This is a genomic window from Ralstonia sp. 22111, from assembly GCF_052045895.1.
Taxonomy (GTDB): Bacteria; Pseudomonadota; Gammaproteobacteria; order Burkholderiales; family Burkholderiaceae; genus Ralstonia; species Ralstonia wenshanensis.
This window is the reverse complement of the sequence record NZ_JBQEPR010000001.1, coordinates 406,335-426,743: the sequence shown is the minus strand read 5'-3', so window position 1 is coordinate 426,743 and position 20,409 is coordinate 406,335. Positions and strand designations below refer to the sequence as shown.

At 64.6% G+C, this 20,409-nt stretch carries 14 protein-coding genes and 2 riboswitches; of the genes, 10 read left to right on the top strand and 4 right to left on the bottom strand.

The annotated features are described in order from the left end of the window. Nucleotides 1-106 precede the first annotated feature (106 nt). Nucleotides 107-829, top strand: a complete 723-nt coding sequence (locus tag ACTJK4_RS01985) for a helix-turn-helix domain-containing protein (protein WP_440815665.1) — start codon at nucleotides 107-109, stop codon at nucleotides 827-829. A gap of 106 nt (nucleotides 830-935) precedes the next feature. Then, entirely contained in the window at nucleotides 936-1,916 is a 981-nt protein-coding gene (locus tag ACTJK4_RS01980; RefSeq protein WP_440815662.1) for a DMT family transporter, read from the top strand. A 620-nt stretch (nucleotides 1,917-2,536) separates the two neighbouring features. Here ACTJK4_RS01980 and ACTJK4_RS01975 read toward each other — a convergent pair. Next, on the bottom strand, nucleotides 2,537-4,657 hold the full coding sequence (locus ACTJK4_RS01975) for a UvrD-helicase domain-containing protein (protein ID WP_440815660.1): 2,121 nt from the start codon (nucleotides 4,655-4,657) through the stop codon (nucleotides 2,537-2,539). Between the two features lie 278 nt (nucleotides 4,658-4,935). Here ACTJK4_RS01975 and ACTJK4_RS01970 point away from each other — a divergent pair, with 278 nt between their 5' ends. The 8 genes from ACTJK4_RS01970 to ACTJK4_RS01935 all read left to right on the top strand — a co-directional run bounded on the left by ACTJK4_RS01970 (nucleotide 4,936) and on the right by ACTJK4_RS01935 (nucleotide 16,574). After that, nucleotides 4,936-5,262: a hypothetical protein gene (locus tag ACTJK4_RS01970; RefSeq protein ID WP_232041362.1), complete on the top strand. Its 327-nt coding sequence runs from the start codon at nucleotides 4,936-4,938 to the stop codon at nucleotides 5,260-5,262. A gap of 405 nt (nucleotides 5,263-5,667) precedes the next feature. Beyond that, nucleotides 5,668-5,765: riboswitch (glycine riboswitch) on the top strand. A 12-nt stretch (nucleotides 5,766-5,777) separates the two neighbouring features. After that, nucleotides 5,778-5,905, top strand: a riboswitch (glycine riboswitch). Between the two features lie 129 nt (nucleotides 5,906-6,034). Further along, nucleotides 6,035-7,162 carry a glycine cleavage system aminomethyltransferase GcvT gene (gene gcvT, locus ACTJK4_RS01965; RefSeq protein WP_260803952.1) on the top strand — a complete coding sequence of 376 codons (1,128 nt, stop codon included), beginning with the start codon at nucleotides 6,035-6,037 and terminating at the stop codon, nucleotides 7,160-7,162. A 47-nt stretch (nucleotides 7,163-7,209) separates the two neighbouring features. Next, nucleotides 7,210-7,590, top strand: a complete 381-nt coding sequence (gene gcvH / locus ACTJK4_RS01960; protein ID WP_045206806.1) for a glycine cleavage system protein GcvH — start codon at nucleotides 7,210-7,212, stop codon at nucleotides 7,588-7,590. A gap of 67 nt (nucleotides 7,591-7,657) precedes the next feature. Beyond that, nucleotides 7,658-10,597 carry an aminomethyl-transferring glycine dehydrogenase gene (gene gcvP, locus ACTJK4_RS01955; protein ID WP_440815656.1) on the top strand — a complete coding sequence of 980 codons (2,940 nt, stop codon included), beginning with the start codon at nucleotides 7,658-7,660 and terminating at the stop codon, nucleotides 10,595-10,597. Nucleotides 10,598-10,759: 162 nt separating this feature from the next. Beyond that, nucleotides 10,760-11,878 carry an alginate lyase family protein gene (locus ACTJK4_RS01950; RefSeq protein ID WP_440815654.1) on the top strand — a complete coding sequence of 373 codons (1,119 nt, stop codon included), beginning with the start codon at nucleotides 10,760-10,762 and terminating at the stop codon, nucleotides 11,876-11,878. A 94-nt stretch (nucleotides 11,879-11,972) separates the two neighbouring features. Beyond that, nucleotides 11,973-13,349, top strand: coding sequence for an L-serine ammonia-lyase (locus ACTJK4_RS01945; protein ID WP_322018723.1), 1,377 nt, complete (start codon nucleotides 11,973-11,975; stop codon nucleotides 13,347-13,349). A 640-nt stretch (nucleotides 13,350-13,989) separates the two neighbouring features. Continuing rightward, a complete protein-coding gene (locus tag ACTJK4_RS01940; RefSeq protein ID WP_440076392.1) occupies nucleotides 13,990-16,044 on the top strand; it encodes an OPT family oligopeptide transporter in 2,055 nt (684 codons plus the stop codon). 14 nt (nucleotides 16,045-16,058) lie between these two features. Further along, the gene (locus ACTJK4_RS01935) at nucleotides 16,059-16,574 is read left to right on the top strand and encodes an N-acetyltransferase family protein (RefSeq protein WP_440076393.1); all 516 of its coding nucleotides are present in this window, start codon (nucleotides 16,059-16,061) and stop codon (nucleotides 16,572-16,574) included. A gap of 15 nt (nucleotides 16,575-16,589) precedes the next feature. Here the strand turns inward: ACTJK4_RS01935 and ACTJK4_RS01930 are convergent, their stop codons facing one another. From ACTJK4_RS01930 to ACTJK4_RS01920, 3 genes are all read right to left on the bottom strand, one after another. Continuing rightward, on the bottom strand, nucleotides 16,590-17,723 hold the full coding sequence (locus ACTJK4_RS01930) for a YbdK family carboxylate-amine ligase (RefSeq protein ID WP_440815650.1): 1,134 nt from the start codon (nucleotides 17,721-17,723) through the stop codon (nucleotides 16,590-16,592). 5 nt (nucleotides 17,724-17,728) lie between these two features. Beyond that, a complete protein-coding gene (locus ACTJK4_RS01925; protein ID WP_414561269.1) occupies nucleotides 17,729-18,952 on the bottom strand; it encodes a cation:proton antiporter in 1,224 nt (407 codons plus the stop codon). A 198-nt stretch (nucleotides 18,953-19,150) separates the two neighbouring features. After that, nucleotides 19,151-20,284: a branched-chain amino acid ABC transporter substrate-binding protein gene (locus tag ACTJK4_RS01920; RefSeq protein ID WP_232041371.1), complete on the bottom strand. Its 1,134-nt coding sequence runs from the start codon at nucleotides 20,282-20,284 to the stop codon at nucleotides 19,151-19,153. Nucleotides 20,285-20,409 lie beyond the last annotated feature (125 nt).

Below are 20,409 nucleotides of genomic sequence, written 5' to 3'. Positions count from 1 at the left end.
CCTCTTCTCACGGATCCTCTTTCCGTGAAAGTTCCGAGACCCGGCGCAGACGATCTGTGGCCGGGTATTTTTTTGGGCGGATGCCGGTGCTATTCTCGGCGGCACCATGTTGGACTTCCGCACTTACGGCCTGGCCGCGCCCCCGCACTCGCACGACTTCATGCAGGTCGTGATGCCCGCACGCGGCATCCTCGAGATGGACGTGGACGGCCGCGGCGGCCGCGTCGACACGCACCACGCCGCGCTCATCCCGGCGGGCGCCACGCATGCGTTTGAAGCCACCGGCGCGAACCGTTTCATCGTCTTCGACATCCCCGGCCAAACCGTGGATGCCCCGAGCCTGGGCGGCTTGGCCGATCGCGTGTTCTTTCCGCTTACGCCCGGCCTGCGCGCCCTGACAACCTGGCTGCAAGACGCGCCCATCGTCGACACGGCGCTGGCGAATGCGTGGTCATCGCTCGCGCTGGCGACGCTGGCCGCGCATCCGGCCAACCAATCCACGCAGATCCGCGCACGCCCCGACGCGCGTGCCGAGCGCGCATGGCACGCCATCGAGCACCGCTACGCGGAGCCGCTCTCCGTCGATGCGCTTGCCGCAGAAGCGGGCGTGAGCGCGCGTCGCCTCGCCACGCTGTTCCGTGCTGCATACGGCACCACGCTGCATGCGCATCTGGCGCAGGTGCGGCTGCGGCATGCATTGACGCTGCTGGAAACCACCGCCCTGCCCATCGCCGAGATTGCCGCGCGCACCGGCTACTACGACCAAAGCGCCCTCACCCGCCACCTCAAGGCGGCCCACGGCATCACGCCCGCAGCGGTGCGCCGCTAGCCCGACCCATTTCCGTTTTTGCCAAAGCGCAGCCGTCTTCACCAAGACGCGCGGCGCGCGCACGCGCAGAGTGCCGGTTCAATTGATCTTTTCGGACAGGCGCTCCATGGCTGTTGGCGACACCTCCACTGCAACGCAGCTTCATCACGGGCAGCACGACGCGCGGCGCGACCACCTCACGGGCATCGGTTACGGCGTTGCGGCCGGCGCGCTGTGGGGCATCATCTTCGTCGCGCCGAAGATGCTGCCGCAGTTTTCACCGCTGGCGCTGTCGGCCGCGCGGTATGTGCTGTACGGCGTGCTCTCGCTGGTGCTGGCGCTGCCCGAGTGGCGCACGCTGTGGCGCAAGACGACTCGGCGCGACTGGGTGGCGCTGCTGCTGTTATCGCTGCCGGGCAACATTCTTTACTACCTGTGCGTAGCGGGGGGCGTGCAGCGCGCGGGCGTGGCGCCGGTCTCGCTCATCGTCGGGCTGTTGCCGGTGACGGTCACGCTCGCGGGCTCGGCCGAACGCGGCAGCTTGCCGTTGCGTCAGCTGGCCTTGCCGTTGCTGATGGCGGTTGCGGGCGTGCTGTGCATTTACCTGGATGCGCCCGATGTGCATTCGGATGCCGGCGGCAGAACCTATTTCATCGGGCTCTTGATGGCAGCGGGCGCGCTGGCGTGCTGGACGGTGTATGCGGTGTGCAATGCGCGGTACCTGCGTGCGCGGCCGCAGTTCACGAGCCGCGAATGGTCGCTGTTGACGGGCGTCGCGACCGGGGTGCTGTCACTGGCACTGGCCGTGCCGGCGTTTTTGCTGCCCGGCATGGCAACGGCGTCTGCGCAGCCCGCATCGGCGTGGGGGATATTCTGGCTGGTGAATATGGGCGTGGCGCTGGGGGCGTCTGTGCTGGGCAACAGCCTGTGGAATGCGGCCAGCCGCAAGTTGCCGTTGACACTGTCGGGGCAGTTGATTGTGTTTGAGACGGTGTTTGCGCTTTTGTATGGGTTTATCTATGAGGCTCGGTTGCCTCATGGGCTTGAAGTGGCTGCAGCGGTTTTGTTGGTGAGTGGGGTGGGGTTGGCGGCGCGGCGACATGGGTAGGTTTTTTTTGGTTGTTTTTTGCCTTGGTGGTGCATCCCTTGTTTCATCCCCTGCCGGGGCTGACTCACTTTCTTTGGTCTTGCCCAAAGAAAGTAAGCAAAGAAATGCGCGCCCGAGATGGCGACTTCCCCTTGAATTTATGTCGCAGGGAGGGAGGGGAGGCAAACTCGCTGCGCTCAGACAGCCTCCCCTCTTTTTCCTCCCTGCAACAGAAATTCAAGGCGCCATCTAGGGCAGGGAAAGTCAAAGGCAAAAGGCACACCATCTGGGTGCAAGCTCAAACGACAAAGGCCAACCGCACGATGGGTTGGCCTTTTTCTTTTGACGTTGAGCCCTAGATGGCGCCTTGAATTTTCGTAAGCGGGCGGAAAAAAGGTGGGGAACTGTCTGAGCGCAGCGAGTTTTCCCCACCTCCGCCCGGTTACGCAAATTCAAGGAGTCTTTCGCCATCTCGGGCGCGCCTTTCTTTTGCTTACTTTTCTTTGGCAAGACAAAGAAAAGTGAGTCGGTCCCGGCAGGGAACGAAAGGGGGATGGACCACCAACGCAAAAACCAAAAACCAAAAACCAAAAACCAAAAACCAAAAACCAAAAACCAAAAACCAAAAACCAAAAACCCAATCACGAAACCACCGGCTTCTTAGCCGCCAGCAACCCTTTCAACGCCCCCAGCCGGTCCTTCGGCGACATCGCTGGCATGGTGTCCTCTGGTGTCGGCCCCGCGTCTTCGCCAAGCTTCATCTCGGCGATATAGCGCGACGGCTCGCACACCACCGTCTCGCGCGCACGCTTGCGCTTCTTGCACCAGCTGATATGCAGGCTGCGCTGTGCCCGCGTAATGCCCACATACATCAGCCGCCGCTCTTCTTCGATCTTCTCGTCGGTCAGGTCGTCGTCTTCGCGGCAATGCGGGAGGATGCCTTCCTCCACGCCCACCAGGAACACGTGCGGATACTCCAACCCCTTGCTCGCATGCAGCGTGGACAGGCGCACCGCATCCGGGTCTTCTTCCTTGCCTTCGAGCATGCTGATCAGCGCGATGGTCTGCGTGAGCTCCAGCAGGTTTTTGTCGGCGTCCATCAGGCCATCGGCTTTGTCGAAACCGGTGGCCTCTTCGTCGTCATCCTTCTCGGGCTTGGTGCCCTTGCGCTTGAGCCAGTCGAGGAACTCCAGCACGTTGGTCCACTTGTTCTGCGCCTGGCGCTCGTCGTAGGTGTCGTACAGGTAGGCCTCGTAGTGGATGCCTTCCATCATCTCGTCGAGCAGCGTGGCGGCCGGCTCCTTCGCAGCGCGGTCGGACAAGCGCACGATGAATTCGCAGAACACCCGCAGCGGCTCCAGCTGGCGCGGCGCGAGTTGCGCTTCGATACCGCCCATCATCGCCGCCTCGAACAGCGACACCTTGGCCTGCCCCGCGAACGAACCCAGCACTTCCAGCGTCGCGTTGCCCACGCCGCGCTTGGGCGTGGTGATGGCGCGGATGAACGCAGGATCGTCATCCGCATTGGCAATCAGCCGCAGGTAGGCGCACAGGTCCTTGATCTCGGCCTTGTCGAAAAAGCTCTGCCCGCCCGAGAGCACATACGGAATGCGCTCGCGGCGCAGGATCTGCTCGAACAGGCGCGCCTGGAAGTTGCCGCGATACAGGATCGCGTAATCGCGAAACTGCGCGCGACGCTCGAACTTGTGGGCAGAGAGTTTGAAGACCACGCTCTCGGCTTCGTGCTCTTCGTCATTGGCGCTCGTCACGTTGATGGCGTCGCCCATCCCGTGCTCGCTCCACAGCGTCTTCTCGAACAGCTTCGGGTTCTGCGCGATCACGGCGTTGGCCGCGTTCAGGATGCGCACCGTGGAGCGGTAGTTCTGCTCCAGCTTGATGACCTTCAGGTTCGGAAAATCCGTCTGCAGCAGCTTGAGGTTGTCGAGCGTGGCGCCGCGCCAGCCGTAGATGGCCTGGTCGTCGTCGCCCACCGCCGTGAAGGCCGGCGCCCGCAGGTGCGAACCGCCCGCCAGCAGCTTCAGCAGCTGGTACTGGCAGGCGTTGGTGTCCTGATATTCATCGACGAGGAAGTAGCGCAGGCGGTTCTGCCACTTCAGCCGCACCTCTTCATTGCGAGCGAACAGCTCGGCAGGAATGCGGATCAGGTCGTCAAAGTCCACCGCCTGATACGCGTGCAGCGTCGCAACGTAATTGCGGTAGACGAGCGCCGCCTGGTGGTCATCGACGTTGTTGTTGGCGAGCGCCTCGGCAATCGCGGTGTCCGGGTCGACGAGACCGTTCTTCCACAGCGAGATCGTGCTCTGCACGCGGCGGATCAACTGCTTGTCGGTGGTCGCGAGTTGCTCCTGGATCATCCCGAAGCAATCGTCCGAATCCATGATCGAGAAGCGCGGCTTGAGGCCCACATGCTCGGCCTCAGCCCGCAAGATCTGCACGCCCAGCGAGTGGAAGGTACAGACCGTCAACTGCTTGATGGGAATGCGCTTGCCGTCTTCGCGTGTCTTGCCGTCCATCAGCTTGGCCACACGCTCCTGCATTTCCTTGGCCGCCTTGTTGGTAAACGTAACGGCGGCGATGTGCTTGGGCTCGAAGCCCTTGTCCAGGATCAGGTGCGCGATCTTCTGCGTGATCACGCGCGTCTTGCCCGAGCCTGCCCCGGCAAGCACCAGGCAGGGGCCGTCGAGGTAATGCACACCTTCGGATTGGGCAGCATTGAGCCCGTGGGCGAGACCGGAAGACATGGGGAACAGGCAGAAGAAAAAGCAGGCGGGAACGACAGCGGAGGGCGATGGTAGCACGGCGTCTTTGCATCGATCGGGCCGGTGCCGCGCCACCCGCGTGGGGCCCCACGGACGTGCTCGACACTGCACCGAATGCGTTTGCGCCCCCCCCCCCCNTTTCGCACCGGCGTTACACCGCTTACGCGCCGTTACACGAACCCCGTAAGCGGCCGGGCGCGGCACGCCGTTATGGACGGGACAGCGGCTGAATCGGTCGGCCGCCCACCGGAGAAACCACCATGCACCGCATTGTTAAAGCCCTGGCCGTTACCGCCGTCGCCCTGTCTGCCACCACCGGCGCCTTCGCCCAAACGCAGTGGCAAAAAGACCACCCGCGCCGCGCCGAGGTCAACCACCGCCTTGCCAACCAGAACAGGCGCATCCACAACGAAGTGAAGGAAGGCGAGATCACCAAGGGCCAGGCGCGCCAGCTGCACCGGGAAGACCACCAGATTCGCCAGGAAGAGCGCGACATGGCGGCTCAGAATGGCGGCGGCATCACCAAGCAGGAGCAGCGGACGCTGAACCAGCAGGAAAACCAGGTCAGCCGCCAGATCGGCAAGTAAGCCAGAGCACGACCCGCCAACACCCGCACTCCGGCCACACCCCTGGAGCTTGGCGATCCCGCCAGCGCCCCGAGGGTGTGGCCGTTGTCTTTGGCATTTGGCCTTTGACGTACCTGCCCTTGATGGCGCCTTGAATTTTCGTAAGCGGGCGGAAAAAAGGCGGGGAACTGTCTGAGCGCAGCGAGTTTTCCCCGCCGCCGCCCGGTTACGAAAATTCGAGGAGGCTTTCGCCATCTCGGGCGCGCCTTTCTTTTGCTTACTTTTCTTTGGCAAGACAAAGAAAAGTGAGTCGGTCCCGGCAGGGAACGAAAGGGGGATGGACCCAAAGCATAAAACCGGCCCTCCTCTCAAAAACCGTCGAATCCCCCCCCAATTGACAATCCCATCCCCCTTCCGTACATTCGCGCCATCCATCCGGGAGAGCGTGCCCGCCGTATACGGCAAGGCGCCGCCGAAGGGGTAGCACCCGAAAACTCTCAGGCATCCAGGACCGGGCGGATCGGCGGACATGCGTCCGACCGCACTCTGGAGAGCTGGCGCCGCACGACCACTGCGGGCGCCCACCGAAGGGGCTCACGAACGGCGCGCACCGCTATGCGCCCCGCTTCGCAATCTCTCAGGTACCAAGGACAGAGGGGCCATCTGCGCAGCTTGTTGATCTTCATGGCGTCACCATGAGGGATCAGGCTGCGCGGGTGGCCTTTTTGCTTTTCTGGTTCCCGATCCATGCGCCGCGCCCAAGCCACGGCGGCGCGCTCAGCCGAGAGATTCCATGACGCTCCAACACACGCCGCTCAATGCCATCCACCGCTCGCTGGGCGCCCGCATGGTCGACTTTGGCGGCTGGGACATGCCCGTCAACTACGGCTCCCAGATCGAAGAGCACCACGCCGTGCGCCAAGACGCCGGCATCTTCGACGTCTCGCACATGTGCGTGGTCGACCTCACCGGCGCGCGCGTGCGCGACTTCCTGCGTGGGCTGCTCGCCAACAACGTCGACAAGCTGCAGACGCCCGGCAAGGCGCTCTACAGCTGCATGCTGAACCCCAAGGGCGGCGTGATCGACGACCTGATCGTCTACTTCTTCCGCGAAGACTGGTTCCGCCTGGTGGTCAACGCCGGCACTGCTCCGACGGATCTGGAATGGATCGTCGCGCAGAACGCGGCCGCCGGCACCGACGTGACCATCACGCCGCGCCGCTCCGACAACAACGCTGGCGCCGAGCCGCTGGGCATCCTGGCCGTGCAGGGCCCGAACGCGCGTGCCAAGACCTACGCCGCGCTGCCCGGCACGCAGGCCGTGGGCGATGCGCTCAAGCCGTTCAACGCGGGCTTCGTCACCGTGGAAAACGTGGGCGAGATCATGGTGGCCCGCACCGGCTACACCGGTGAAGACGGTTTTGAACTCGTCGTCCCGGCCTCGCAGATCGCCGGCGTCTGGGAGCGCCTGCTGCAGGCCGGCGTGCGCCCGGCGGGCCTGGGCGCGCGCGACACGCTGCGCCTGGAAGCCGGCATGAACCTCTACGGCCAGGACATGGACGAGCACGTGTCGCCGCTCGACGCCGGCCTCGCCTGGACGGTCGACCTGCAAAGCGAACGCGACTTCACCGGCAAGGCCGCGCTGCAAGCCGGCGGCCAGCGCGAACAGTTCGTCGGCCTGATCCTGCGCGACAAGGGCGGCGTGCTGCGCGCCCACCAGAAGGTCATCACCGCTGCCGGTGACGGCGAGATCACCAGCGGCACGTTCAGCCCGAGCCTGTCGCTCTCCATCGCACTGGCGCGCCTGCCCAAGGACGTGGCCATCGGCACCGACGTGCAGGTCGAAATTCGCGACCGCAAGTTGACCGCGACTGTGGTTAAACTGCCGTTCGTGCGCAATGGCAAGGCGCTGGTCAGCTGAACACCGAATCTGCATTCCCCAATACCCATCTTCCGGAGAAACCTTTCATGAGCAACGTCCCCGCCGATCTGAAGTACACCGAACACGACGAGTGGATCCGCGTTGAAGCCGACGGCACGCTGACCATCGGCATCACCGACTTCGCGCAGGACGCGCTGGGCGACATCGTCTTCCTGGAACTGCCGGACGCTGGTCGCGCAGTCGCCAAGGACGAGGCGATTGCCGTGGTCGAATCGGTCAAGGCCGCCTCCGACATCTACGCCCCGGTCTCGGGCGAGATCATCGCCAACAACGCCGACGCCGCGGGTGCGCCCGAGTCGGTCAACGCCGGCGCCTACGAGGCCTGGCTGTTCAAGATCAAGCCGACCAACGCCGACGATGTGAACGCGCTGATGTCGGCCGAGCAGTACGCCGCCAAGATCGGCTAAGCCGGTCACCGAAGCCGATGTGCCTGACCCGCACATCGGCGCTTTGCCTGAATTTCGAGCCCTTGCCATGAACGCTCCGCACCCCGCTTCCTCGGCGCTTGCTGCCGAACGCCCCACCCTCGCCGCCCTGGAGGCGTGCGACGCCTTCGCGCACCGCCACATCGGCCCGTCGCCGGAAGAGCAAGCGCAGATGCTTGCTGCACTTGGTTTTGATAGCCGCGCCAAGCTGATCGACGCCGTGATCCCGCCCGCCATCCGCCGCCAGGACGGCGTGCCGCTGGGTGAATTCACGCAGCCGCTGACCGAAGAAGCGGCGCTCGCCAAGCTGCGCGGCATCGCCGGGCAGAACCGCGTGGTCAAGAGCCTGATCGGCCAGGGCTACTACGGCACGCATACGCCGGGCGTCATCCTGCGCAACATCCTCGAGAACCCGGCTTGGTACACGGCCTACACGCCGTATCAGCCGGAAATCTCGCAAGGCCGCCTGGAAGCGATGCTGAATTTCCAGCAGATGGTGATCGACCTGACGGCCATGGACATCGCCAATGCGTCGATGCTGGACGAAGCGACCGCCGCTGCTGAAGCCATGACGCTGCTGCAGCGCATCGGCAAGTCGAAATCGACCGTGTTCTTCGTGGCCGACGACGTGCTGCCGCAAACGCTGGAAGTCATTCGCACGCGCGCCGAGCCGATCGGCGTGCAGGTGGTGACCGGCCCGGCGGCCGACGCTGCCAAGCACGACGCGTTCGGCGTGCTGCTGCAATACCCGGGCGCCAACGGTGCGCTCCTGGGCGATCTGGCGACGTACCAGGCGCTGACCGATGCCGTGCACGCCGCCGGCGGTCTGGTCGTGGCCGCCGCCGACCTGCTGGCGCTCACGCTGCTGGCTGCGCCGGGCGAATGGGGCGCCGACGTGGTGATCGGCAACACGCAGCGCTTTGGCGTGCCGTTTGGCTTCGGCGGCCCGCACGCCGGTTACATGGCCGTGCGCGACGCGTTCAAGCGCTCGATGCCGGGCCGCCTGGTCGGCGTGACGATCGATGCGCAAGGCAACCCGGCCTACCGTCTCGCGCTGCAGACGCGCGAGCAGCACATCCGCCGCGAGAAGGCCACCTCGAACATCTGTACCGCGCAGGTGCTGCTGGGCGTGATGGCATCGATGTACGCCGTCTACCACGGCCCGCAAGGCCTGAAGCGCATCGCGCAGCGCGTGCACCGCCTGACCGCCACGCTGGCCGCCGGCCTGCGCGCGATCGGCTACACGCTGGAATCCGACGCCTTCTTCGACACGCTGACCGTCGCCACCGGCGCGCGCACCGCCAACCTGCACATCGCTGCGCAGGCGCACGGCATCAACCTGCGCCAGATCGACGACACCCGCCTGGGCATCTCGCTGGACGAGACGGTCACGCGCGCCGATGTCGTGGCGCTGTGGGAAGTCTTCGCGCACGCCGCCCACGCCGCCGCGCCGGACTTCGACCAGACCGAAGCGGGCGTGGCCGATGCGTATCCGGCATCGCTGGTGCGCCAGAGCGCGTACCTGACGCACCCGGTGTTCAACGCACACCACTCCGAGCACGAAATGCTGCGCTACCTGCGCAGCTTGGCCGACAAGGACCTTGCGCTCGACCGCACGATGATCCCGCTGGGCTCTTGCACGATGAAGCTCAACGCCACCGCAGAAATGCTGCCGGTGACGTGGCCCGAGTTCTCGAACATCCACCCGTTCGCACCGGCCGACCAGACCGTCGGCTACCGCGAGATGATCGATCAGCTCGAACAGATGCTGTGCGCCGCCACCGGCTACGCCGCCGTGAGCCTGCAGCCGAATGCCGGCTCGCAAGGTGAATACGCTGGCCTGCTGATCATCCACGCCTACCACGCCAGCCGTGGCGAGGCGCACCGGAATGTCTGCCTGATCCCGTCGTCGGCGCACGGCACGAACCCGGCATCGGCGCAGATGGCCGGCATGCAGGTCGTCGTCGTGGCGTGCGATGAGCGCGGCAACGTCGACCTGGCCGATCTTGAGAAGAAGGCCGCCGAGCACAGCAAGAACCTGGCGGCGATCATGATCACCTACCCGTCCACGCACGGCGTGTTCGAGGAAGGCGTGAAGCGTGTCTGCGAAATCGTGCACAGCCACGGCGGTCAGGTGTACGTGGACGGCGCCAACATGAACGCCATGGTCGGCACGGCCGCACCGGGCCACTTCGGCGGCGACGTCTCACACCTGAACCTGCACAAGACGTTCTGCATTCCGCACGGCGGCGGCGGTCCGGGCGTGGGCCCGGTGGCCGTGGGCGCGCACCTCGCACCGTTCCTCCCGGGGCGCGCGGCTTCGGGTGAAGACGCCAGTCAGAACATCGGCAACGTGTCGGCTGCGGCATTCGGCTCGGCGTCGATCCTGCCGATCTCGTGGATGTACATCGCGATGATGGGCGCAGCGGGCCTGACCGCCGCCACCGAGACGGCCATCCTGTCGGCCAACTACGTGGCCAAGCGTCTCGCACCGTACTACCCGGTGCTGTACACGGGCGCGCACGACCTGGTGGCGCACGAGTGCATTCTCGACATCCGCCCGCTGCAGAAGGAATCGGGCATCAGCAACGAAGACATCGCCAAGCGCCTGATGGACTTCGGCTTCCACGCACCGACGATGAGCTTCCCGGTGCCGGGCACGCTGATGATCGAGCCGACCGAGAGCGAGCCGAAGGTGGAGCTCGACCGCTTCATCGACGCGATGATCGCCATCCGTGGCGAAGTCGACAAGGTGATCTCGGGCGAATTCGACCGCGAAGACAACCCGCTCAAGCACGCCCCGCACACCGCCGCTGTGGTGATGGCCGACGACTGGTCGCACAAGTACACGCGTGAGCAGGCCGCCTACCCGGTGGCATCGCTGCGCAAGCAAAAGTACTGGCCGCCGGTCGGCCGTGCCGACAACGTCTACGGCGATCGCAACCTGTTCTGCGCCTGCGTGCCGATGAGCGAGTACGCGCAGGACTGATGCCCCTCGAAGTGAGATGAACGCGGCGGCGGGGCGGCATGCTCCGCCGCCGTGTCATATGTAACGTGGCGCAACCCCTGTAACCTGCTCTCACAGCCGCTGTTTTCAGAGTTCCTCGCCGTTTATGGTGACGACAGTTCACCCGATCGACGAGAGCCTGCCATGCCGATGCTTCAGCCTGCCCCACTCTTCCGTTTGCTTGCCTGTGCCGCCGTTGTCGCGGTATGCGGTGCGTGCTCGCCGATACAGGCGGGGGCTGCGGCATCGGTGTACGCCGGCACGCACAATACGGCGGGGCCGGCGCGCGATTGGTGCAGCGTTTCGCCCGCGCTGTCCGGCGAACCTGCTGCTGTCAAGCTGATCGCCCGTGCCACTCAGCACCTCGGGCAGACGCCCCACCCGCTGCCGCGTCTGCATACCGAAGGTACGCTGCCGCACCAAGGCATCTACGACGAATCCGTTGTTGCCGCGCGGGACTTCCCAGTCATGCGCGACGCCGCAATGGCCTGGCGTCTCACCGGCGACAAGCGCTTCGCCGAACAGGTCGACACCTTCCTGCACGCCTGGGTCGGCACGTATGTACCGAGCTTCAACCCGATCGACGAGACGAAGTTCGATGCGCTGATTCAGGCCTACATGCTTGCGCGCGACGGCCTGACGCCAAGCACGCGTGAAGAGACGCAACGCTTCCTGCGTACGCTGGCCGAAGGCTATATCGCCCGCACCGATGCCGCCCGCCAGCCGCTGTCCCATACGTGGATCAACAACTGGCAAAGCCATCGCATCAAGCTGATGGCGATGTCGGCTGCCGCGCTGGGTGACCACGCGTTGCTCGCGCATGTACATCGCCTGTTCCTGCAGCAGGTCGCCAATAACGTGCGCCCGGACGGGTCGGTGGAAGATTTTGAAGACCGCGACGCGCTTCACTACGTCGTCTATGACCTCGAGCCGCTGACGATGGCCGCGATTGCCGTGCAGCCTTTCGGCCAGCAGTGGCTACGTGAGCGCGCAGCCAACGGCGTCTCGCTCGCTGCCGCCCTCGATTGGCTCGTGCCGTATGCCGACGGCAGCCGCACGCACGAGGAATACGTCCACTCGCACGTTGCCTTCGACAAGAAGCGAGCCGATGCAGGCCTCGCCGGTTTCTCCGGCATGTGGGAGCCGAAAAGCGCCTCCACACTGTATTGGCAAGCCGCGCGGCTGAACCCGAAATACCGCACGCTGGCCGAACGGCTCGCCGCGACTGCGCCCGACTGGCTGGCGCTGTGCGCAGCCCGTTGACTGGCGAAGCGACGCGCTGACAGCGCGCATACAACAACCTGGCGCAAGTAGCCACAAGCCGCTTGCACCCTTTAACGCCCCCGGAGCCTCACCCATGGCTGTTTCTGTTTTCGACCTCTTCAAGATCGGCATTGGCCCGTCCAGCTCGCACACCGTCGGGCCGATGCGCGCCGCGCTCATGTTCGCCTCCGGCCTCGAAGCCGATGGGCTGATGTCGCAAGTCGCCAGCGTGCGTGTCGAGCTGTACGGCTCGCTCGGTGCCACCGGCAAAGGCCACGGCACGGACCGCGGCGTCATCCTCGGCCTGATGGGCGAGGCGCCGGACACAATCGACCCCGACACCATCGATGCCAAGCTGGCGGAGCTGCGTGCATCGCAGTCGCTGTCGCTGCTGGGCCGTCACGCGATGCGCTTTACCGAAAAGGAACACATCGCCTTCTACCGCCGCGAAGCGATGGCCGAGCATCCGAACGGCATGAAGTTCCACGCCTTCGATGCGGCCGGAGAACGGCTACGCGAGGCGCGCTACCTGTCGGTGGGCGGTGGCTTTGTCGTCACGGCTGGTGCACCCAACACGCAGGTGCTGGCGGCGCACGACCAGTTGCCGCATCCGTTCCGCAGCGGCAAAGAGATGCTGGCGATGTGCGAATCGACGGGCAAATCCATTGCCCGGCTGATGCTCGAAAACGAACTGACGTGGCGCACCGAGGCCGAAGTGCGTGCTGGTCTGCTCAACATCTGGCACGTGATGCAGGCGTGCGTGGCGCGCGGTTGCCGCACGGAAGGCGAGCTGCCGGGGCCGTTCCACGTGCGTCGCCGCGCGGCGGAGTTGTATTCACGGCTTACGGTGCAGGCCGAACGCACGCTGTCCGACCCGCTGTCGGTCATCGACTGGGTGAATCTGTATGCGATTGCCGTCAACGAAGAGAACGCCGCAGGCGGGCGCGTTGTCACGGCACCGACCAACGGCGCAGCGGGGATCATCCCGGCGGTGATGCATTACTACGACCGGTTCGTCCCCGGCGCGAACGACAACGGCGTGGTGGATTTCCTGCTCACCGCCGGCGCGATCGGCATGCTTTACAAGATGAACGCGTCAATCTCGGGCGCAGAAGTCGGGTGCCAGGGCGAAGTCGGTGTGGCGTGTTCGATGGCGGCGGGCGCGCTGGCGGCCGTGCTGGGCGGCACGCCTGCGCAAGTCGAAAACGCTGCGGAGATCGGCATGGAGCACAACCTCGGGCTGACATGCGACCCGGTTGGCGGGCTGGTGCAGATTCCGTGTATCGAGCGTAATGCGATGGCGTCGGTGAAGGCGGTGAATGCGGCGCGCATGGCGTTGCGTGGGGATGGCACGCATTATGTTTCGCTGGATTCGGTCATCAAGACGATGCGCGAGACTGGCGCGGATATGAAGACGAAGTACAAGGAGACGGCGCGGGGTGGGTTGGCGGTGAATATTGTGGAGTGTTGATTTTTGGTTTGGGTTTTGGGCTGTTGGTGCATCCCTTGTTTCATCCCCTGCCGGGGCTGACTCACTTTCTTTGGTCTTGCCCAAAGAAAGTAAGCAAAGAAAGGCGCGCCCGAGATGGCGAAAGACTCCTTGAATTTATGTCGCAGGGAGGGGAAGGGAAAAACTTGCTGCGCTCAGACAGTTTCCCTTCCTTTTTCCTCCCTGCAACAGAAATTCAAGGCGCCATCTAGGGCAGGAAAGTCAAAGGACAACAGCCACACCCTCTGGGCGCCAGCCCAAACGACAAGGCCAACCTCACGACGGGTTGGCCTTTTGCTTTTGACGTTGAGCCCTTGATGGCGCCTTGAATTTTTGTGAGCGGGCGGATCAAGGAAGGAGGCTTGTCTGAGCGCAGCGAGTTTGCCTCCTTCGCCGCACGGTCACACAAATTCAAGGGGAAGTCGCCATCTCGGGCGCGCCTTTCTTTTGCTTACTTTTCTTTGGCAAGACAAAGAAAAGTGAGTCGTGCCGGGCAGGGTACGAAACACAGATGGACCACAAACAACAAATCTAGAGGACACCCCAAAAAAAACGCACAAGCCCCCGCCCCTATCCACTCCTATAATCCGCGCCACAAGAACCCTCTTTGGAGACCCGCAGGATGCAATCCCTCCATCCTCCCAAGCACATTCCGGCAGCGACCCTGCCGGAGCTGACGCTACGCGGCATGATCCTCGGTGCCATCATCACCGTAATTTTTACCGCTTCAAACGTGTACCTCGGCCTGAAGGTCGGCCTGACGTTCTCATCGGCGATTCCGGCAGCGGTCATTTCGATGGCGGTGCTGCGCATGCTCGGCGGCACGAACATCCTTGAGAACAACATGGTGCAGACACAGGCGTCTGCGGCCGGAACACTGTCTTCCATCATCTTCATCCTGCCCGGCCTGGTGATGATTGGGCACTGGCAAGGTTTCCCGTTTTGGCAAACGTTTGGTGTGTGCATGGCGGGCGGCATGCTGGGCGTGGTGTTCACGATTCCGCTGCGCCACGCCATGGTGGTGCAGAGCGACCTGCCTTATCCCGAAGGCGTGGCGGCAGCAGAAATTCTGCGTGTAGGTAGCGGCCAGTCGGCGGACGGTGAAGACGCGGCCGATGACGAGGCGGTGCCGGCCGCCACCGGCATGCGCGACCTAGCCGCGGGCGGCATTGTCGCGGCCATCGTGGCGTTTGCAACGAGCGGCCTGCGCTTGCTGGGCGAAGGGGCAAGCTGGTGGTTCGCGGCGGGTGCCGCAGTGGTGCGCTTGCCGCTGGGCTTTTCAACGGCACTGCTGGGCGCGGGCTACCTGATCGGGCTGGTGGCCGGGCTGGCCATGCTGGTGGGCCTGGTGATCGCCTGGGGCATCGCCGTGCCGTATCTGACGTCCATCACGCCGATGCCGGCGGGCAAGGCGCTCTCGGCGTTCGGCACGGATGTGTGGCGCACGCAGGTGCGCTTTATCGGTGCCGGCGTGATTGCAGTGGCGGCCGTGTGGACGCTGGGCACGCTGATCGGCCCGGTGGTGCACGGCGTGAAGCGCTCGTTCGGTAGCTTGCGCCCGAAAGCCGATGGCGCGCTGCGTACCGAGCAGGACATGGCGCCGCGTTGGATCCTGCTGGTCACGCTGGCCATGGTCGTGGTGCTGGTGATCACGTTTGCCGCGTTCCTGGCGCCGACCATGCTGTCGGCTGGCTCGCGCTGGACGCTGATCACCTGCGCGGTGATCTTTGCGGTGGTGTTCGGCTTTCTGGTGGCGGCGGCGTGCGGCTACATGGCCGGGCTGATCGGTTCGTCGTCGAGCCCGATTTCGGGCATCGGCATCATCGCCATCACCCTGGTGTCGCTGCTGCTGTTGGCCATCGGCGCGGACAACGGCATCGTGGGCTCGCCGGAAGCGAGCAAGCTGGGCATTGCGCTGGCCATTTTCACAACGTCGGCCGTGGTGGCCGTGGCGACCATCTCCAATGACAACCTGCAGGATCTGAAGACCGGCTGGCTGGTCGGAGCCACACCATGGCGCCAGCAGGTGGCACTGCTGATCGGCTGTGTGGCGGGCGCGGCGGTCATCTCGCCGGTGCTGGAGCTGCTGTACAACGCGTATGGCTTTCCGGGCGCGCTGCCGCGTGCCGGCATGGACGCGGCGCAAGCGCTGTCCGCACCGCAGGCCACGCTCATGACGGCCATTGCCACCGGCATCTTCACGCACCAGTTGGAATGGAACATGGTGATTGCCGGCATCGTCATCGGCATGCTGCTGATCGCCGTCGACTGGGCGCTCAAGCAGCGTGGCGGCGTCGCCCGGCTGCCGGTGCTGGCGGTCGGCATCGGCATCTACCTGCCGCCGACGATCAGCACGGTGCTGGTGACGGGCGCGGTGCTGGCGTGGGTCATCGAGAAGATTCTCGCCAAGCGCGCGCAGGCGGCCGGTGTGCCGTACGCGCGCTATGCCGAGGTGCCGAACCGCCACGGCGTGCTGCTGGCGTCGGGCCTGATCGTGGGTGAAAGCCTGGTGGGCGTGCTGATGGCAGCCGTCATCGGGGCCACGGGCAAGGATGCTCCGCTGGCGATCGTGGGCGCCTCGTTTGAAGGCACGGCGCAATGGCTCGGGCTGATCGTGTTCGCCTTGGTATGCTGGGCGTTTGCGCGCCGCGTTCTGGCGGTGCGTCCGACTCATTGACCCCGCCACGCACCATGCTGCTCCGAGACGCAACGCAGGCCGACCTGCCGGCCATCGTCGACATCTACAACGATGTGATTGCCAACTCCAACGCGATCTACACCGAAACACCGGTCACGCTGGAAGACCGCACCGCATGGCTGGCCTTGCGCGCCACGCAGGGGTATCCGGTGCTGGTGGCTGACGATGACGGGCAAGTTGCAGGCGTTGCATCGTTTGGGGATTTCCGGCCGTACCCGGGCTTTCGCACCACCGTCGAGCACTCGGTGCACATTCACCGCGACTGGCGCGGCAAGGGACTGGGCAGCCTGCTGGTCGAGGCGCTCTGCGAGCGTGCCGCGGCACTGGGCAAGCACCTGATGGTGGGCGCCATCGACGGCGCCAATGCAGGCTCGATCCGCCTGCACGAAAAGCTCGGCTTCAAAGAAGTGGGCCGCATGCCCGAGGCCGCCATCAAGCACGGCCAGTGGCTCGACCTCGTGTTCATGCAGCGCTGGCTGGAAGCGCCCGGAACGGTCCGCAACGGCTGACCGTTCCGGGATGCATCAGGCGGGCTGCGTTGCCGCCTGCGTCCAACGCCCGCAACCGCGTCGCACGGTCTCGTGCAGGTTGCGGGTTTCACGTTGCGCCGCTCGGATCCATTCGGCATCCGCATCGCGCGCCTCCACCACCTCCCGCACCATGTCGAGCGCGCCTTCGGACGACAGCGCTTCGGCGTGTGCCGACAGCACCTTGCTCGTCTCCAGGATGTGATCGGCCAGCGCCCCACGGTTGCCCGTGGCCGGGTCGACGTATTCGCCGGCCAGCCCGAAGCGGCACGCCTGGAAGCGGTTGAAGGTGTAGACGAGGTAATCGTCTTCCACGGGCATGAACGGGCGATCGAGCAGCAGCCAGCGGCCCAGCGCCTGAATGTAGGCGGCGATGGCGGCGGCGCGTTCGACGGTCAGCGGGGTGTCCATCACGCGGACTTCGATCGTGCCGAATTCGGGCTTGGGGCGGATGTCCCAGTAGAAGTCCTTCATGCTCTCGATCACGCCGGTGGCGTGCATCTTGTCGAAGTACGCGATGAAGGCGTCCCACGTGAGCACGAACGGCGCACGGCCCGACATCGGGAAGGCGCTGACCGAATTCATGCGCGCCGAAGCAAACCCCGTATCCACGCCCTGCACGAACGGCGACGACGCCGCCAGCGCAATGAAGTGCGGCACGTAGCGCGACATGGCGTGCAGCAGGTACAGCGCATCGTCGGGATTCGGGCAGCCAATGTGCACGTGCTGGCCGAATACCGTGAACTGCTTGGCGAGGTAACCGTACAGATCCGAGATGTACTGATAGCGCGGCGATTGCGAAATCTGGCGCTGGCTCCACTGCTGGAACGGATGCGTGCCGCCGCCGCAGATGCCGATGTTCAGCGCCGTGGCGGCTTCGGCCATGCGGTCGCGCATCTCGCGCAACTGCCAGAGCGCTTCATCGTGGCTGTGGCAGATGCCGGTGGAGATCTCGATCATCGAATCGGTGATCTCGGGCTTGATGTCGCCGGGGTATTCCTTGCCCTTGAGCATGCGCAGCAGGTCTGGCGACGCCGAAGCGAGGTCGTAGTCATGGCGATTGACGAGCTGCAATTCCAGCTCGACGCCAAACGTCAGGGCTTCGGATTTCGAGAATGGATCGAGGGACATGGGGCTCAGTGCCTCCCTTCGTCTTGTCGCACCTCACCTGCCCAGCGCAGCGAGCGCGCGGTCAGGATCGGTGCAGCAATCTGCTGGATAGCCAGCGTGCACAAAATGATGGCCGCCAACGGGCCACCGGTTTGCGGATACAAAGCCGCCGTATCGTGCATCAGCAACCATGACAGTCCCGACATGGGCCCAAGCGCCAGGCCCAGCGCGATACTCTGCCGCATCGACAGCCCCGAGAACGAGCCCAGCGCCGTTGTGGCCGCCAGTTTGGCGATGAAGCGTGACAGCACCAGCGCCACCGCCGCCACACCGCCGATCACCCAGTCCGACGCCTTGAGCGGCAAGCCGAGCGACACGATCATCACCACAATCAGGATGCTGCCCGCGCTGCCGAAATGCGACGGCCACACACGCGGATGATCGTCCTGGTGCTTGAACACCACGCCTGCCAGCAGCAGCGTGAGCGGCACCGACAGCTTGAGCAGCTTGGCCATCGCCAGCGCAAACAGCACCAGGCCCACCAGCACCAGGAACGCGTAGTGATCGTCACCTGCCATGCGGTGATACAGCGCGTGGCCCACCTTGCCGACCACCCAGGCTAGAAGCACGGAACCTGCCAGCAGGTACAGGGGATGGAACAGCGCCGCCGCCCAATGGCCGTATTCGCTGTGCAGCCACCCGGCGGTGAGCGGCGCCAGCACGCTTGCGTAGATGCTGTTGAGCGCGCCCAACGAGAGCAACCGCTCCGTCACCTGGCCTTCGGCGCGCAGTTCGTTCTTGAGTTGCAGCAGCACCGTGGGGGACGTGGCCACCGCGATGGCGCCTGCAGCCACCGCCACCGGCGCCGCCACGCCAAACAACTGCAGCACCCAGGTGACGAGGCCCCAGGTCAGCAGGCTCTCGAAGCCGCTGGTGAGCAAGAGCCAACGATTGGCACGCAGCCACTCGAATGACAGCCGGTGCCCCAGTTCGAACAGCGCCAACGCCAGCGCCATCTCGATCAGGATGTGGGTCTGGTCGAGCATGTCGGCGTCGATGAGCGGGCGGCCGAGCACGCCGGCCACCAGCCCCGCCGCCGCATAGCCGACGATGCGGGGCAGCTTGAGCGCGGCGCGCGCGAACTCGCCGCACAACGCCGCGCCGACCAGCGCCAGCCCGATCCAGAAGAGACCGCCAGGTGCGGGCGGCCACGAAGGGAAGAGATCGTGAAGTCCTGTCATGGCCGACATGGTACCCGAAGCACCCGATCGGAAAAGTCAGCCAAGCACTGACACGCGTTAGACCCGTGTTACGCGCTATTTAACAATGGATAGATGATTTTCGGCGCAGAAAGCGACAACTCTGCGTTTGGAGTCATTCGCCACCGGCAAAGAAAAACCGCCCCGGAGGGCGGTTTTCATACTGCGAATGGCTGAGAGCCGGTCGGATTACTTGCCGCCCACGCTCTCCAGCGGCGTCCACTTGCCACCGGTGACCTTGTAGACGGTGATGCCGCCGTCCTTCAGGTCGCCCTTCTCGTCATAGGCGTAGTGCTTGGCGGTCACGCCTTGCATGTTGGTCGCGGCCAGGATCGGCAGGTACTTGCTCGGATCCGACGAGCCGGCCTTGACCATGGCTTGCATCAGGGCCATTGCGCCGTCGTAGGCGTACGGCGAGTACGTCTGCACCGGCGTGCCGAAGCGCTTCTCATAGCGGGCCTTGTAGGCGGCGCCGCCCGGCATCTGCTCCAGCGGCAGACCAGCCAGCGAGCACACCACGCCTTCGGCCGATTGCGCGCCAGCCAGCTTGATGAAGTCGTCGGTCTTGGACATTTCGCCCGACATCAGCGTGGACTTCATGCCCAGTTCGCGCATCTGCTTGACCAGCGGAGCCGATTGGCCTTCCGCGCCGCCGTAGAACACGGCGTCAGGCTTCTTGGACTTGATCTGCGTGAGGATCGACTTGAAGTCGCTGGCCTTGTCGTTGGTGAACTCGCGACGCACGATGGTGGCGCCGGCAGCCTTGGCCGCCTTCTCGAATTCGTCTGCCAGACCTTGGCCGTAAGCCGTGCGGTCATCAACGATGGCGATGTTCTTGTAGCCCAGCTTCTTGACGGCGTACGTGCCGACCACCGAACCCTGCTGGGTGTCGGAGGTCATCATGCGGAACGTCGTCTTGTAGCCTTGCTTCGTGTATTCCGGTGCCGTTGCCATCGCAATTTCTGCGATGCCCGCGTTGTTGTAAATGCGCGAGGCCGGGATGGTCGTACCCGAGTTGAAGTGGCCCAGCATGCCCTTGATGCCGCTGTCCACAAGCTTCTGTGCGACGGTGGTGCCGGTCTTCGGGTCAGCTTGGTCGTCTTCCGAGATCAGCTGGAACTTGACTTCCTTGCCGGCGATCTTCGGATGCGTGGCGTTGAACTCCTCGACCGCCAGCGTCAGGCCGTTCTGCATGTCCTTGCCGTACTGGGCTTGAGGACCGGTCATCGGGCCGGCGTAGCCCAGCTTGATGACTTCCTGGGCCGATGCCCCACCCGCCAGCGCGCACAGGGCGGCGGCCAGACACAGTTGCTTCAATTTCATTTGTGCGTCTCCTAGTTCAAACGCAATTTGGATCAATAGCGCGACGGGATCACCGTCGCCCTCCTCCCGCTTCGCGCTCCATCCGCACCCGTCGTGCGGATGGCGCTGCGAATCCTGCTCGTGCT